Source organism: Catenulispora sp. GP43 (genome assembly GCF_041260665.1).
GTDB lineage: Bacteria > Actinomycetota > Actinomycetes > Streptomycetales > Catenulisporaceae > Catenulispora.
Window position 1 is genome coordinate 118,433 of sequence record NZ_JBGCCT010000003.1, and the last position, 14,913, is coordinate 133,345.

Genomic DNA, 14,913 nt, shown 5'->3' on the forward strand with positions numbered 1-14,913 from the left:
GCTTCCGGGGTCCGCGCCCGACGCGTGTCCACGCGGGCTGGATGCACGACCGATGCAGGACCGATGCACGACTGGCTCATGCGCACGGTTGCCGAGCCCGGCCCCGCGGCGGATATCGTGAAGCGATGATCCGACGCTCACTCACCGCGCTGGCCGCCGCCGTGGCCGCCGAGCTGTGCTGCGTCGCGGGCAGCTTCCTACACGCGGTACGCCTGGTCGCGCACGTGGAAGGCGTCTCGGTTTGGACCGCGCTGAGCTCGCACTGGAACACCTCGCTCACCGCCTGGCGCGCCTCCCTGACAGCCGGCGACCGCCTGCTGTTCGTCGCCGTCGCCGCGGTGGCCGCGGCCGCGGTGCTCGCCGGGCCGTACCTGAAGCCGACATTCGGGCGTATCCGTACCCGAATCACCGGCGTTCGCAGGCAGCCGCGTGCATAGGGGATAATCTGCGACCATGGCCGAGCTCGTCTTCTTCACCGGAACCATGGACAGCGGCAAGTCGACCCTCGCCTTGCAACTCGACCACAACCACAACGCCCGCGGCCGCGCCGGGCTCATCTTCACCCGCGACGACCGCGCGGGCAGCGCCACCATCTCCAGCCGGCTGGGCCTGAAAGCCGCCGCGGTGGAGGTCGAGAACACCACCGACCTGCTCAACCACGTGGTGCAGATGATGTCCTCCGGCGGCAAGGTGGACTACGTGGTCGCCGACGAGGCGCAGTTCTACACCGAGGACCACATCGAACAGCTGGCGCGCATGGTCGACGAGCTGAGCATCGACGTCTACGCCTTCGGCATCACCACCGACTTCCGCACCCGGCTGTTCCCCGGCAGCAAGCGCCTGATCGAACTCGCCGACCGCATCGAGGTGCTCCAGGTGCAGACCCTGTGCTGGTGCGGAGCCCGCGCCACGCACAACGCGCGCACCGTCGGCGGCGAGATGGTGGTCGAGGGCGAGCAGGTCGTGGTCGGCGACACCGCGGTCGCCGACGAGATCGGCTACGAGGTGCTGTGCCGCCGCCACCACCGCCGCCGGCTGACCGCGGCCCGCTCGGGAGCTGCCGCGCTGAGCCCGGACACGCTTCCGTTCGGCGCCGCCTGAGGGCCACGGGCCGCGACCGGATTGTGAGAGACTTTCTGCTCACGAGCGCCTGGGCGCTCGTGAGGAGGATTTGCCTAGTGGCCTAAGGCGTTGGTCTTGAAAACCAAAGTGGCGAGAGTCACCGTGGGTTCGAATCCCACATCCTCCGCACGATCAATTCATGCCTTGACCTGCGGTTATGTGATTTAAGCAAGCTGACTCACGCCGGGGACGTGGGAGCGTGCGGGGTTCATCATCCTCGGTCTTCCTCATCGGGCCACGGGGCGCGGCCCGCGTCGGCAATTCTGGGACGCACGCTGGGCGATCAAGGCTTCCAGACCCGTTCAGGATGCGCTCGATTCCAAAGGCCAAGGCCTGGCCTCCGCCCCCGACCGACGTGGTAGTCGCCGCCCGAAGGGATGAGTACGCATCGCGGTGCTCCCGCAGCACGATGTCGAGGGCTGCGATGAGATCAGCTTCGGCATCCCGCACGCCATGATATCATTTCCCTGGAGAAACGATATCATCAGCCGGAGGCGCCCCCATGGCCAGGACCGTCATCGACTTGGACGAGAAGACCGTTGCCGAGGTCATGGAGATCTTCGGCACCAACGTCAAGGCGCAGGCCGTACGTGCCGCACTTGAGGACGTGGTGAAGCGTCGCCGCCGACAGGTGGGGATCGACATGCTCAAGTCCGGGGAGCTCGTCATCCAGGACCGGAAGGGCGGGGCAGGGGCGGACGCCGCGTGAACCATCGCAGTGCCCTTTTCCTCATCGACAACTCCGCCTTCGCCCGGTGGCGCCAGCCTTCCGTAGCGGCCGTGCTGGACCCGCTGCACGAGCGTGGGTTGCTGGCTGTCACCGGGCCGATCGAGATGGAGGTCATGTACTCCGCACGCAATGCGAAGGAGGCGATGGTACTACGCTCCTTCCTGTCAGGCTTCGACTACCTGCCCTGCGATGACGAAGCGTGGACCCGTGCATTCAACCTGCGCGAGCAGGCCGTAGGGCGGGGCAACCACCGCGCCCTGTCCACCACCGATCTGCTCATCTGCGCTGTCGCCGAACTTCACGGGGCCACGGTGCTGCATTATGACCAAGACTTTGAGCAGATCGCCGCGTTGGCCGGTAACAGGTTCACCCACCAGTGGGTGGCTTCGGCAGGGCTGGCGGACTAGGCATGAACGTGCGGCATTTTGCAGCGACCTGCGGATGCTGCTGGAGCCAGTTCCAGGCGGCGTCGCTGATCGTCCACTGGCCGGTGAGCAGGATCGGTTCGCCGAGGTCCGCTGCCAGCGGTCCGGCCGCCAGCGCGTCGGCGAAGTCGGTGCCGGTGGCGATCACGGCGCCGGGTGCGGACGGGAAAGCCTGCTGCGCGACGGACAGCGCGGTTCCGGCACGATCCGCGCCGAAGTAGCGGACGACGCGGTAGCCGGCGGAGACCAGCCCCTTCTCGATCGCCGGCGAAACCGCCGACTCGCCACCGAGGATGTACACAGTCCGGTGGGATGCCGGGCCCCCGAGGACGCGGTCGATCTCGGCGCGGGTCGTGGCCTCCAGCGCCGCCGGATCGGTCAGCAGCAGGGGACCGCCGACGTGAGCGGCCGACGGGACACCGGACAGAGCGTCAGGGGCCTCATCGCCGCGGGCCAGCACGACGGCCCGAGCCGAGCCGCTGGTCCAAGCACTCCGCGAAACCGCGATCGCGGTCCCGTAGCGGTCCGATCCGGAGATCCGAGACACCACGTGAGTCCCCGGCGGCAGCGTGGACGCAACAGTCACGTCCACCCACGCGACGGCCGTACCCGTCGAGCCCCCGGAGTCGGTGTCGGTCAGCTCGACCTGATACCGGCCGCTCGCCTGGTAGGTGTAGTAGACCTGGGCCTGGCTATCGGCACCGCGCAACGTGGTGCCGTCGCCCATGGAGAGCGAGTACTGGCCGCCGAGGTCGGGCATCGTCACCGCGACCAGGCCGTGGTCGTTCTGTGCGGTGACCGTCACCGACGGCTGGAACAGCGATGCCGCGGGAACCGCATCGGCCGGGGCCAACGGTCGGAGGTTGGTGCCGAGCACGGCGACGAGCACCAGGCCGAACCCAATGGAACGACGCATTTCTCCCCATGCATGAAGCAGAGCCGCGAAGAACGTCGCGATCCGGCCCCGTCCGGAAAGACCTGGGCTCACGGATTCTGACGGCGCCTGATACGTGAGTCAACCTCTGATATTGCGGCATTCCCTGATACCCCCGCCTCGCCGGAGGTGCTGGGCTACCTCGCCTCGCAAGATCGACCTGGGCGGTCCGAATCCTCAACATCACCAGGTTCGACGGGCTGACCAGGTGAAACCCTGGCAGAATCCTGAGTCGGAACCCCAGCTCCGCTCAAAGAAGGCACCGACGATGGCCAAACCCTTCCGCATGGACGATGTCGTCCGCGTCGACGACGACGTCCACGCCGTCCTCGGCAGCGACGTCACCTGGGTCGTGGTGAAGGACGGCGACAGCGCGACGCTGATCGACACCGGCTACCCCGGCGACTACGACAACCTCCTGGCCTCGTTGGCGATGCTCAAGGTGGCGCCGGAGGCGGTCAGCGCGATCCTGGTCACGCATGCCCACAACGACCACATCGGCTCCGCCGAGCGGCTGCGGGCCGCGTACGGTATTCCGGTCCTGATGCATGCCGAGGAGGTGCCGCACTCGCGGCGCGAGTTCCTCGACCAGGTGTCCGTGGGGCAGGTGGCGGCCAACGCGTGGCGGCCGGGCGTCGTGCCGTGGGCGGTGCGGGCGTTGCGCAACGGTGGTACCGCGGATGTCGCCGTCGCCGAGCCGCAGGCCTTCCCCGCCGACGGGCCGCTCGACCTGCCCGGGGCGCCGGTGCCGCTGCACACGCCCGGGCACACGGCGGGGCACTGCGCCTATTTCTTGCCGGCGCGGGGGATCGTGGTCTGCGGGGACGCCCTGGGCACCGGGCATCCGACGTCGCGGGTCAGCGGTCCGCAGTTGCTGCCCGCCATGTTCCAGAAGGACCGGGACGGCGCGCTGGCCAGTCTGGGTGTGCTGGCCGAGACCGACGCGGATGTGTTGATCCCCGGGCACGGGCCTGTGCACCGCGGGTCGGTGCGGGACGCCGTCGAGCGGATCCGGGAGCGCGGCTAGCTCTTGACCTTCAGCTCTTGACCTTGCCCCGGGGGGCAGGGTTTACGGTCGGTGCACAAGCTCCCCCGGCACCGAGCGAGGAACCATGAGGATCGGCGATCTGGCCCGCGACGCCGGTGTCACGCCCAAGGCGGTCCGCTACTACGAGTCGCTGGGCCTGCTGGTCCCCGCGCGGTTGGGGAACGGCTACCGCGACTACTCCGGGCAGGACGTCCGGGTGGTGCGGGAGGTCCGGCGGCTGATCGGGCTCGGCATCCCGGCGGCGCGGACCCGGCCGTTCCTGGACTGCCTCGCCGACCACGGGGAGATCGACGACTGCCCGTCCTCGCTGGCCGAGTACCGGGACGCCATCGACGACCTGGACCGCCGCATCAGGGAGCTGACGCGGCGGCGCGACACCCTCGCCGCCCGCCTGGACCGGGCCGCGGGCCGCTGCCCCGGCGACGCCCCGGAGGACGGCGCGGCCCCCGAACCCGAGGAAGCCATCGTGGACGACATCTACACCCTCCCGGCCGATCTGCCGGTCCCCCAGGACGACGGCGCCGCCGGCCATCTCCCCGGCGTCGCCGTCCCGGGGCTCGCGCTCCCGAGCACCGCGAAGGAGACCATCGAGCTGGCCGCGCTGGGTACCGGCCGAACGATCGTCTATATCTATCCGCTCAGCGGCCGCCCCGGCGAGGACATTCCCGAGGGCTGGAACGCCATCCCGGGCGCCCGAGGCTGCACGACACAGGCCTGCGACTTCCGTGACCACCACGAGGAACTGCTCGACGCCGGCGCGACGCGGGTCTTCGGTCTGTCCAGCCAGGACACCGCTTATCAGCGGGAGTTGGTGGAACGGCTGCGGCTGCCGTTCTCCATGCTGTCCGACACCGGGCTCCGCCTTGCCGGGGAACTGAACCTGCCGACATTCGAGGCGGACGGCCAGGTCCTCTATAAGCGCATCACTCTCGTCATCCGCGACGGCCAGGTCGAGCACGCCTTCTACCCGGTCTTCCCGCCGAACCGCCACGCGGGTGAAGTGCTGTCCTGGCTTAAGGAGAATCCCGTATAAGCGTGGGGGCTTTAGGCGCTAAAGCTGTCAGTGACTCAGCGATTCGGCGGTCGTCCTGGCCGTCGCGATGTCCTGGGTCACCGCCGCCGCCGCCGTGTCCAGGGCCGCCTGTGGCGCCGTTCCCTGTTGGTACTGCCCGGCGGTGGCGACCCAGTCACCCATATCGGACTTGAGCTTGGCCATGTCCTTCAGCCACTGATCGAGCCGTCCGCCGTGGTCGCCGCCGTAGGCCGCGGCGGCTTGGCGTTCGGCGTCCAGATAAGTCGTGTCGCTCTCGGGGTTCGGCGACGTGCGGAACTTCGAGAACTGCGAGGCCGGGGAGTTCGGGTCGCTGAAGGCGTTGCCGTAGGCCGTCATGTCGGCGTAGTGCGTGTGGCCCACGATCTTCTGCCCGTCCGCCAGCAGATCCGCGTAGTGCTGGACCGATCCGAGCAGGATCTGCGTGGTCTTGGTCGCGTCCTTGGGAGCCGGTGGGGACACGGCTCCGCCGGATATGCCAGGGGCCGTATCCGCCCCGGAAGGCCGGCCGGACGTGGGCGAACCGGAGTCGTCGAACGCGCCGAACGCCGCGGCCATGGCGAACACGACGGCCACGACGGCCAGTCCGTACATCACCAGCAGGCCTTGTTGTTGGCCCATGCCCAGCACCCGGCGCAGCGGCCTGCCGCGCCGGCCCCGTCCCGGAGTCCAGTCAATCTTCGGCACCTGGAGAACCTACCGCCGATCACCGGCTATTCACCAGGGCGTCAATAAGTCCGCCACAAGGTCGATTCCGCCAGGTCACGAACTGATAACGACACGCTTGAGACTGAACGGACCCCTTCACCTTCGCTTCAGTTACTGGGGACAACCTCTGGCGCCATGACCGATAGCCCGCGACTCTCTAAAGGGGTCTGGATAAACACCTCGCTCGCCGTGGTGGTTGCCGCCGGTGGAGCGGGCGCCTGGGCGCTGCTCGGCTCGTCGAGTTCCGACAAGTCGTCCTCCGGCCGCACCGTCGCCGTTCAGCGCGGTGATGTCACAGCCCAGGTATCCGCCTCCGGCAATGTCACGCTTCCCACCCAGCTCGACTTGGCGTTCACCGCTTCGGGCACGGTGACCGAGGTGGACGTGAAGCCCGGCGACGAGGTGAAGGCCGGCCAGGTGCTGGCCAAGATCGACACCACCGACGCCAACCAGCAGCTCGCCTCCGCGCAGGCCCAGCTGACCACGGCGCAGGCCCAGCTCACCAAGCTGCAGCAGGGCCAGACGCCGCAGCAGGCCGCGCTGAGCCAGCAGCAGCTGACGACCGCCGCCGACTCGCTGTCCTCGGCGAGGACGTCGTACTCGGACACCCAGAACAGCCTGGCGCTGGATGCCAGCACCCTGGCTTCCGCCGTCACGACGGCGAAGAACAGTCTGAGCGCTGACGAGGCCCAGCAGACGACCGACTGCGCAGGGACGAGCGCCGCAGCGCAACAGTCTTGTAACAGCGACAAGAACAAGGTCACCCAGGACACCAACGCTGTCACGACGGCCGAGAACGCTCAGAAGACCGGCGCGGAGAAGGACACCCAGTCCCTGCACCAGGCGCAGTCCTCGCTGACCCAGGCCCAGAACTCCTACAACACCGCGGTGGACCAGCAGGCGGTCTCCGCCGCGCCGGCCACGCCGGACCAGATAGCCTCCGCCGACCAGTCCGTCCTCAACGCCCAGAACGCGGTCACCAGCGCGCAGAAGGAGGTCGCCGGCACCGTCATCACCGCGCCCTCGGCCGGGACGGTCCTGTCCGTCGGCGGTTCGGTCGGCGACTCGGTGTCCGCGGGGTCGACCTCCTCCACCTCGGCCGCGTCCTCCTCGAGCGGCTCTACTGGGGGTTCTTCTGGGGGTTCTTCTGGGGGTTCGGGCGGCGGCGCCTCCGGGGGGTCGTCGAGTTCTTCGTCGTCCGCGTCCTCCGGCGCCAAGTCCGGCAGCGGCTTCGTGGTGCTGGGCAACATGTCCAGCCTGACGGTGCGCGCCGAGTTCGCCGAGACCGACGCCTCCAAGCTGAAGGCCGGTCAGGACGCGCAGGTCTCGATCAACGCGATCCCCGGCTCCTCGCTCACCGCGACGGTGCAGTCCATCGACCCGACCTCGACCGTGGTGTCCAACGTCGTCGAGTACGGCGTCACGCTCCAGTTCACGGCCGGCCAGCAGGACCTCACGGCCCTGAAGATGGGCCAGACCGCGTCGGTCTCCGTGGTCACCGACAATGTGACCAACGTTCTGTACGTGCCGTCCTCGGCGGTCACCAGCTTCGGCGGCCAGAGCTTCGTCACCGTGGTCAGCGGCAAGACCCAGACCCAGACGCCGGTGCAGGTCGGCGTGGTCGGCGACACCAGCACCGAGATCACCTCCGGGGTGAACGAGGGCGACCAGGTCCTGCTGTCCTCGCGCACCACCAGCGGCTCGAGCACCGGTTCCCGGACCGGCGGCTTCGGCGGCGGGGCGGGCGGCCTCGGCGGCGGTGCCGGCGGTGCCGGCGGCGGCGGCCTCGGTGCGGGCGGCGGCGGACGGTTCGGCGGGTGACCGGCATGAGCGGTTCGAGCGGTGTGAAGCCGGTCATCGAGCTCGCCGACATCCGCAAGACGTACGGCATGGACGGCACCGCCGTCCATGCCCTGCGCGGCGTCAGCCTGACCGTCCCAACCGGCGACTACGTCGCGATCATGGGCGCCTCGGGCTCGGGCAAGTCGACGATGATGAACATCATCGGCTGCCTGGACGTCCCCACCTCCGGGCAGTACCTGCTGGACGGCATCGAGGTCGAGCACCTGTCGGACCGCCAGCTCGCGCTGGTCCGCAACCGCAAGATCGGCTTCGTCTTCCAGTCCTTCAACCTGCTGCCGCGCACCACCGCGCTGGACAACGTGGAGCTTCCGCTGGTCTACGCCGGCGTCGGCACCACCGAGCGGCGCCAGCGGGCCAGGGCCGCGCTGGAGCTGGTGGGCCTGGGCGAGCGCCTGAACCACAAGCCGAACGAGCTCTCCGGCGGCCAGCAGCAGCGCGTGGCCGTGGCCCGCGCGCTGGTCACCGCGCCCAGCCTGATCCTGGCCGACGAGCCCACCGGCAACCTGGACAGCACCTCCTCGGCCGACGTCATGGCCCTGTTCGACCGGCTGCACCGCGCCGGGCGCACCATCGTCCTGATCACCCACGAGCACGACATCGCAGAGCACGCCGAGCGTGCGATCCGGCTGATGGACGGACAGATCGTGTCCGACGAACGCAACGGCGAGCGGGGCTGGATCTCCGAACAGCACAGCGCGAGGCACGGGAGCGCCCGATGAGATTCCGCGAAGTCTTCCGGTTCGCCTTCGCCGGCCTGAAGGCCAACAAACTGCGTTCGTCGCTGACCACCCTGGGCATCCTGATCGGCGTCGGCGCCGTCATTCTGCTGGTCGCGGTCGGCAAGGGCTCCGGCGCGCAGGTGCAGGCGAACATCGACAAGCTGGGCACGAACCTGCTGGAGGTCTCCCGGCAGGCCGGCGGCTTCGGGGCGCGCGCGTCCCGCAACACCGGGACGCAGAGCTCGGTCGGGGCGCTGACCCTGGCCGACGCGCAGGCGCTGGTCGACCCGGTGAACGCCCCGGACGTGCTGGACGAGGCCCCGGTGGTGACCGCCTCGCCGACCGCCACCTACGAGGGCGCCACGCACCCGATCGCGCAGCTGGTCGGCACCTACCCGGCCTACCTGACGGCGACCAACTGGACGATCGCCGAGGGCTCCTCGATCACCGACGACGACGTGGCCCAGGCCCGCAAGGTGATCGTGATCGGCCAGACGGTGGCCACCGACCTGTTCAACACCGCCGACCCGGTGGGGCAGCAGGTCATGATCAACAGCGTCCCCTACACCGTCGAGGGCGTGCTGCAGTCCAAGGGCTCCTCGGGCCTGCAGGACGCGGACGACTTCGCCATCGCACCGCTGACCACCGTGCAGGACTCGCTGAGCGGCTTCGGGTCGCTGAGCCAGATCGTGGTGCAGGCCAAGTCGGCCGGCGCCACCACCGCGGCGCAGGACGAGATCACCTCGATCCTCACCGCGCGGCACCACCTGGCGGCCACCGCCTCGCCGGACTTCCGGGTGCTGAACCAGCAGTCGCTGCTGGCCACGTCGAACTCCACCACGCACACCTTCACGGTGCTGCTGGGCGCGGTCGCGGCCATCTCGCTGCTGGTCGGCGGCATCGGGATCACCAACATCATGCTGGTCACGGTGACCGAGCGGACCCGGGAGATCGGCATCCGCAAGGCGCTGGGCGCGCCGCGCGCGGCGATCCTGGGCCAGTTCCTCATCGAGGCGGTGCTGCTGTCCCTGATCGGCGGGGCCCTCGGGGTGGCCGCCGGACTGATCGGCACCAGGTTCACGGTGGCCGGGGTGAAACCGGTGATCGTGCCCGCCTCGATCGCGCTGGCCTTCGCGGTGTCGGCGCTGATCGGGCTGTTCTTCGGGTCGTTCCCGGCCAACCGCGCGGCCAAGCTGCATCCCATCCAGGCACTGCGGCACGAGTAGAAACCCCCTTCAGAGCAGGAAGAGTCGGAAGTCACAGATGTCTGAGAAGCCCGGCGGCGAGGCCGCCAACAACAACGCAGAGTTCGAGCTCCTGTCCCAGGCCCCGTCCGCGCCGGACATCAGCGGCCAGCTCAAGCCGGCCCGCAGCGGCGGCGGCACCGGGATCCCGAAGGTGACGCTGGGCCTGGTCGGCGCGGTGCTGCTGGCCGGCGGGTTCGTCGGCGGGATCGCGGTGGGCAAGAACAACAGCAGCAGCACCTCCAAGTCGACGAACACCGCGGCGGGCACCCGCACCCGGGGCGGGTACGGCTTCGGCGGCACCGGGGGCACCGGCGGGACCGGCGGGACCACCGGCGGCGCGAACGGCGGCGCGCGCGCCGGCGGCGCCGTCGTCGGCACCGTCACCGCGGTCAACGGCACCACGATCACCATCACCGACAGCACCGGCAAGACGGTGACGGTGAACACCAGCCCGCAGACCACCGTCACGATCGGCAAGACCGGCGCGGTCACCGACCTGACGACCGGTTCTCAGGTGACCGTCCTGGGAACTCCGGAAAGTAGCGGAACCATCACGGCCCGTTCCGTTGTGAGCGGTATCACAGGCTTCGGGTTCGGCGGACGCGGTGGAAACCGCACCCCCGGCGGCGCCGCGTCTTCGCCGGGTGGGTCAAACGGGTGATACTGGACGGGATGGACACCCGGGAATCCCGCAACTTGCTGGTCGTCGACGACGACACCGAGATCCGTGACGCGATCGCGCGCGCGTTCCGCCTGCAGGGCTATCGCGTGCGCACCGCGGCCGGCGGCCTGGCCGCCCTGGAGCAGATCGCGGCCGACCCGCCGGACGCGATCGTGCTCGACGTGATGATGCCGGAGCTCGACGGGGTGGAGGTGTGCCGGCGCCTGCGCGGTGTCGGCGACCACACCCCGGTGCTGCTGCTGACCGCGCGCGACGCGGTCGGCGACCGGGTGGCCGGGCTCGACGCCGGCGCCGACGACTACCTGGTGAAGCCGTTCGCGCTGGCCGAGCTGCACGCCCGCATGCGGGCCCTGCTCCGGCGCGCCGAGTACGACCCGGTGCCGGAGTCCGAGCGGCTGGTGTTCGAGGACCTGGAGCTGGACCCCGAGTCCCGGCTGGCCTACCGCGGCGGGCGGACGATAGAGCTGACCCGCACCGAGTTCGCCCTGCTGGAGCTGCTCATGCGCAACGCCGGCCGGGTGCTGCCCCGGGAAGTGATCTCGGACCGGATCTGGGGATACGAACTGGGACCGGAGTCGAACTCGCTGGAGGTGTTCGTGTCCTGCATCCGGCGCAAGACGGAGGCCGGCGGCGAGCCGCGGCTCGTGCAGACGGTGCGCGGGTTCGGGTACACGCTGCGAGTGCCGGCGTGAAACGGGAGCGGTTCGGGAAGCTGCGCCTGGTCGCGGCCAAGCAGAGTGCCGACCTGCGGGCCGAGCCGGACCTCGGCGACGGCGACGGCGCCGGCGCCGGGCCGGCCGTCCAGGACGGTCCAGCCGAGTCCTCCCGGCGCCGCTCCCCCGTCGCGGTGTGGCGGCGCACGCCGCTGCGCGCCCGACTGGCCCTGGCGGCCACCATCGCGGTGGCGGCCGGCGTCGGCGGGGGCGTGGGGTTCGCGTACGTCGCGGTCCGGCACTCCCTGACGCAGCAGATAGACGACGCGCTGCTGAAGCAGGGCACGCGGATGCAGTCGCAGCAGCTGCGCCCGCGGAACGGCTCCCAGCGTCCCGACAAGATCAACCCGCTCGACTCCACGCCGCAGGTCGGCGAGACCCGGCTGAACTTCCAGTTCATCGACGACAAGGGCCGGGCGCTGGTGCTGCAGCGGCCGCCCGCGCCGACCGCGCGCTCCATCGCCGCGACCTCGGCGGCCTTCCCGGCCCTGCCGCAGCCGCTGCCGGTCACGCCGCAGGACATCCAGGTCGCGGCCGGGACGCTGGCCAGCTACATCCACTCCACGCAGTGGAACGGCCAGCATGTGCGGATCCTGACGCTGGCGCTCGGCAACGGCCACGCGATGCAGATCGAGAACCCGCTGACCACGATGGACGAGCAGCTGTCCACCCTGGGCTGGCAGCTGTTCGGCGCCGGGGTCGCGGGCATCGTGCTGGCCGCGGGCCTGGGCTGGCTGGTGACCCGTACCACGCTGCGTCCGGTCGCCGAGCTGACCAGCACCGCCGAGCGCATCGCCGCCACCCACGACCTGGCGCACCGCATCGCCATAGACGGCACGTCCGGCGAGCCCCGCGACGAACTCGGCCGCCTGGCCGCCACCTTCAACAGCATGCTGGACGCGGTCCAGGAGGCCACCGACCGCCAGCGCCAGCTGGTCGCCGACGCCTCCCACGAGCTGCGCACCCCGCTGACCTCGCTGCGCACCAACGTCGAGGTGCTGGCGCACGCGCACCGCCTGGACCCGGAGGACCGCGAGGCGCTGGTGACCAGCATCATGTCCGGCCTGGACGACCTGACCACGCTGGTCAGCGACACCGTCGAGCTGGCCCGCGGCGAGGAGCAGGCGGCGCTGTTCGAGGAGATGCGCTTCGACCTGATGGTCCAGCGCTGCGTGGACCGCGCGACCACGCACTGGCCGAAGGCGGTCTTCAAGGCGGACCTGGACGAGGCGGTGGTCTACGGCGTCACCGACCGCCTGGCCAAGGCGGTCCGCAACCTGCTCGACAACGCGGCGAAGTTCAGCCCCGACGGCGGCCTGGTCGAGGTGCGCACGACGACGGGCGCCGACGGCACGGTCACGCTGACGGTCCGCGACCACGGCCCCGGGATCCCGGAAGCCGACCTGCCGCATGTCTTCGACCGCTTCTACCGCGCCGCCAGTGCCCGCGACCTGCCCGGCTCCGGACTCGGGCTGGCGATAGTGACGCAGGTGGCGGTCGGGCACGGCGGCGGGGTGACGGCGGGGGCCGCTTCGGGCGGCGGGGCCGAGTTCCGGCTGACGCTGCCGGTGGCACGGGGCTGAGGCGGCCGGGCGGCGGCAGCGGATAATCACGCGGCGGCGGTGGCGTGGGCGGCGGCTCGGGCCCGGCGACACGGCTCAGCCCTGCCGACAGCACCGCTGAGCAACCGCAACCGGCACTTCGCTACCCAGCCCCGCCCAGCCTCTCGTAATCCGCCCCCCGCTCCTTCCGCACCCACACCGCATCCCCGCCGACGTCCCACCACCCCTGCTCCCGCAGCGCATAGCGCGACACCTTCTCCGTGGCGGTGGTCGTCAGCGCGGCGGCGATCCGGAGGTAGCGCGGCGCCATCTTGGTGCCCAGATCCGCTTGGGCCGCGAGGAAGTCCGCGAAGGCTCCCGGGTCGAAGACCGTGCCCGGCCTCAGCACCAGGGCACACATCACCGCGTCGCCGGTCACCTCGTCGGGGACCGCGTACGCCGCCACCGCCTCGGCGGGCTCCCAGCGGGCCAGGATCGCCTCCAGGAGGGCCACCGAGATGTTCTCGCCGTCCACGCGCATGCGGTCGGCCTTGCGGGCGGCGAAGTAGAGCCAGCCGTCGGTGTCGGCGTAGAACAGGTCGCCGCTGCGGTACCGGCCTTCGGAGAAGCGTTCGGCGTCGGCGGCGGGGTTGTTCCAGTAGCCGGTGAAGCCACCGGGGCCGGTGCGGACGAGTTCGCCGATGGCGGCGGCGCCGTTCAACAGGCGGCCCGCGGCGTCGAAGGCGGCCGGCGGGCAGGGTTCGCCGGTTTCCAGGTCCACGATCGACAGGGTCGGGTCCGTGGTGCCGACCGCGGCGCCGCGGGCCAGGACCGAGGGCGGGAAGGTGCGGGGCGCGACGATGTTGATGCCGCCCTCGGAGGCGCCGTAGCCCTCCGACAGGTGGCAGCCGAAGCGGCGCTCGAAGCGCTCCCGGTCGCGCGGGCCGGCCTCGGTGCCGAAGCCGGCGCGCAGGGGGTTCGCGGCGTCCGAGGGGTGCTCCGGGGTGGCCAGGATGTAGGAGATCGCGCGGCCGACGTAGGTGAAGTACGTGGCCTGGTACGCGCGCACGTCGGGCAGGAAGCCGGAGGCCGAGAAGCGGTCGCGCAGCGCCACGGCGGCCCCGGCGACCAGGGCCGGGCCCCAGTTCGCCAGGATCGCGTTGCCGTGGAACATCGGCATCGGGATGTAGCAGACATCCGACGCCGTCAGGCCGAAGCGCTCCGCCATCGCCGCGCCCGAGGCCGCGACCCGGCCCTGCCCGCACGTCACCGCCTTCGGCGCCCCGGTCGAGCCCGAGGTGAAGTACAGCAGCAGCCGGGTGTCCTCGGTGACCGGCGCCACCGGCACGACCTGCGCGGCCTTCGCGCCCCGGTACGGCGCCAGCGCCTCGGCGTACGCCGGCTCGTCGACCACCAGCAGCGGCAGGTCCTCCAGACCCAAGCCGGCCAGCAGCGGCAGGTGGCCGCGGGACGTCACCAGCAGCTCGCACTCCGCGTGCCGGATGTCGCGCGCCAGCTCGGCGCCACGGCGCGTGGGGTTCACGCCGACCAGCGCCGCCCCGGCGAGCGCCGCGGCCGAGAGCCAGAACACGAACTCGTCGGTGTTGCCCAGCAGGACCCCGATATGCGGCTGCATGCCCCGGCGGTGCCGGTCGCCGAACAGGGCGGCCCTGGTGGCCGCCTGCGCCGCGATCTCGGAGTGCTGATACCGCAGGCCGCCGGGGCCGAGCAGCCCCGGGCCCGGGTGCCGCGACTGTTCGCCGATCAACTCCGCGACCGTGGCCATGTCGCGTATAGAAGGCCATCCCGCGTGAGGCCGCAAGAGGTTACCCTGAGTGCGTGGACGTGAACGTATCGGCGACGGTCAAAGTCCGAGTGACGGTGGATGCCGACAAGTGGGCGGCGGAAAGCGGTGTGGAGACGGTCCAGGCCAGCGCATCCCTGGCCACCGCGCTGAGCGCGGCGCTGGAGCGCTTCTGCGACCTGGTGCCCGAGGTGGACCGGGCCGGCGGCCAGACCCGGGTGGAGAAGCTGACCTGGACGGCGTCCACCACCAATCCCGCGCGCCCCTCCTGACCTCGGCGTCCGGCGGCCGTCCCGGGCCGGTGGCGCGACCCGGCGGCGCGACCC

At 70.7% G+C, this 14,913-nt stretch carries 16 protein-coding genes and 1 tRNA gene; 14 read left to right on the forward strand and 3 right to left on the reverse strand.

Going from position 1 to position 14,913, the window contains the following annotated elements:
* Positions 1 to 125 precede the first annotated feature (125 nt).
* The 5 genes from ABH926_RS07720 to ABH926_RS07740 all read left to right on the forward strand — a co-directional run bounded on the left by ABH926_RS07720 (position 126) and on the right by ABH926_RS07740 (position 2,259).
* On the forward strand, positions 126 to 437 hold the full coding sequence (locus ABH926_RS07720) for a hypothetical protein (RefSeq protein ID WP_370364689.1): 312 nt from the start codon (positions 126 to 128) through the stop codon (positions 435 to 437).
* A 16-nt stretch (positions 438 to 453) separates the two neighbouring features.
* The gene (locus tag ABH926_RS07725) at positions 454 to 1,101 is read left to right on the forward strand and encodes a thymidine kinase (RefSeq protein ID WP_370339905.1); all 648 of its coding nucleotides are present in this window, start codon (positions 454 to 456) and stop codon (positions 1,099 to 1,101) included.
* Positions 1,102 to 1,164: 63 nt separating this feature from the next.
* A tRNA-Ser gene (locus ABH926_RS07730) sits at positions 1,165 to 1,249 on the forward strand.
* Positions 1,250 to 1,624: 375 nt separating this feature from the next.
* Positions 1,625 to 1,831, forward strand: a complete 207-nt coding sequence (locus ABH926_RS07735) for a type II toxin-antitoxin system VapB family antitoxin (RefSeq protein WP_370364690.1) — start codon at positions 1,625 to 1,627, stop codon at positions 1,829 to 1,831.
* Entirely contained in the window at positions 1,828 to 2,259 is a 432-nt protein-coding gene (locus ABH926_RS07740) for a PIN domain nuclease (protein WP_370364691.1), read from the forward strand. Before ABH926_RS07735 ends, ABH926_RS07740 begins: the two co-directional genes overlap by 4 nt.
* Here ABH926_RS07740 and ABH926_RS07745 read toward each other — a convergent pair.
* On the reverse strand, positions 2,219 to 3,193 hold the full coding sequence (locus ABH926_RS07745; protein ID WP_370364692.1) for a cell wall-binding repeat-containing protein: 975 nt from the start codon (positions 3,191 to 3,193) through the stop codon (positions 2,219 to 2,221). The genes ABH926_RS07740 and ABH926_RS07745 overlap by 41 nt on opposite strands.
* A 286-nt stretch (positions 3,194 to 3,479) precedes the next feature.
* On the opposite strand from ABH926_RS07745, the gene ABH926_RS07750 reads away from it, so the two are divergent.
* Positions 3,480 to 4,238 carry an MBL fold metallo-hydrolase gene (locus tag ABH926_RS07750; protein WP_370364693.1) on the forward strand — a complete coding sequence of 253 codons (759 nt, stop codon included), beginning with the start codon at positions 3,480 to 3,482 and terminating at the stop codon, positions 4,236 to 4,238.
* Between the two features lie 85 nt (positions 4,239 to 4,323).
* On the forward strand, positions 4,324 to 5,292 hold the full coding sequence (locus tag ABH926_RS07755) for a MerR family transcriptional regulator (protein WP_370364694.1): 969 nt from the start codon (positions 4,324 to 4,326) through the stop codon (positions 5,290 to 5,292).
* Positions 5,293 to 5,319: 27 nt separating this feature from the next.
* Here the strand turns inward: ABH926_RS07755 and ABH926_RS07760 are convergent, their stop codons facing one another.
* Positions 5,320 to 5,997 carry a hypothetical protein gene (locus ABH926_RS07760; RefSeq protein WP_370364695.1) on the reverse strand — a complete coding sequence of 226 codons (678 nt, stop codon included), beginning with the start codon at positions 5,995 to 5,997 and terminating at the stop codon, positions 5,320 to 5,322.
* Positions 5,998 to 6,210: 213 nt separating this feature from the next.
* Between ABH926_RS07760 and ABH926_RS07765 the strand changes: the two genes are divergently transcribed.
* Genes ABH926_RS07765 through ABH926_RS07790 form a run of 6 tightly spaced genes read left to right on the forward strand, consistent with a single transcriptional unit; the run spans position 6,211 to position 12,825 of the window.
* Positions 6,211 to 7,839: a biotin/lipoyl-binding protein gene (locus ABH926_RS07765; RefSeq protein WP_370364696.1), complete on the forward strand. Its 1,629-nt coding sequence runs from the start codon at positions 6,211 to 6,213 to the stop codon at positions 7,837 to 7,839.
* A gap of 5 nt (positions 7,840 to 7,844) precedes the next feature.
* Positions 7,845 to 8,600 (forward strand): ABC transporter ATP-binding protein, encoded by a 756-nt coding sequence (locus tag ABH926_RS07770; protein WP_370364697.1) that lies wholly within the window; start codon positions 7,845 to 7,847, stop codon positions 8,598 to 8,600.
* Entirely contained in the window at positions 8,597 to 9,826 is a 1,230-nt protein-coding gene (locus ABH926_RS07775) for an ABC transporter permease (protein ID WP_370364698.1), read from the forward strand. The genes ABH926_RS07770 and ABH926_RS07775 overlap by 4 nt, the downstream gene beginning before the upstream one ends.
* A gap of 37 nt (positions 9,827 to 9,863) precedes the next feature.
* The gene (locus tag ABH926_RS07780; RefSeq protein WP_370364699.1) at positions 9,864 to 10,508 is read left to right on the forward strand and encodes a hypothetical protein; all 645 of its coding nucleotides are present in this window, start codon (positions 9,864 to 9,866) and stop codon (positions 10,506 to 10,508) included.
* 11 nt (positions 10,509 to 10,519) lie between these two features.
* On the forward strand, positions 10,520 to 11,221 hold the full coding sequence (locus tag ABH926_RS07785) for a response regulator transcription factor (RefSeq protein WP_370364700.1): 702 nt from the start codon (positions 10,520 to 10,522) through the stop codon (positions 11,219 to 11,221).
* Positions 11,218 to 12,825: a sensor histidine kinase gene (locus ABH926_RS07790; protein WP_370364701.1), complete on the forward strand. Its 1,608-nt coding sequence runs from the start codon at positions 11,218 to 11,220 to the stop codon at positions 12,823 to 12,825. The genes ABH926_RS07785 and ABH926_RS07790 overlap by 4 nt, the downstream gene beginning before the upstream one ends.
* Before the next feature lie 121 nt (positions 12,826 to 12,946).
* Here the strand turns inward: ABH926_RS07790 and ABH926_RS07795 are convergent, their stop codons facing one another.
* Complete coding sequence (locus tag ABH926_RS07795; protein WP_370364702.1) at positions 12,947 to 14,569, reverse strand: AMP-binding protein; 1,623 nt, start codon at positions 14,567 to 14,569, stop codon at positions 12,947 to 12,949.
* 53 nt (positions 14,570 to 14,622) lie between these two features.
* Here ABH926_RS07795 and ABH926_RS07800 point away from each other — a divergent pair, with 53 nt between their 5' ends.
* Complete coding sequence (locus ABH926_RS07800; protein ID WP_370364703.1) at positions 14,623 to 14,859, forward strand: hypothetical protein; 237 nt, start codon at positions 14,623 to 14,625, stop codon at positions 14,857 to 14,859.
* Positions 14,860 to 14,913 lie beyond the last annotated feature (54 nt).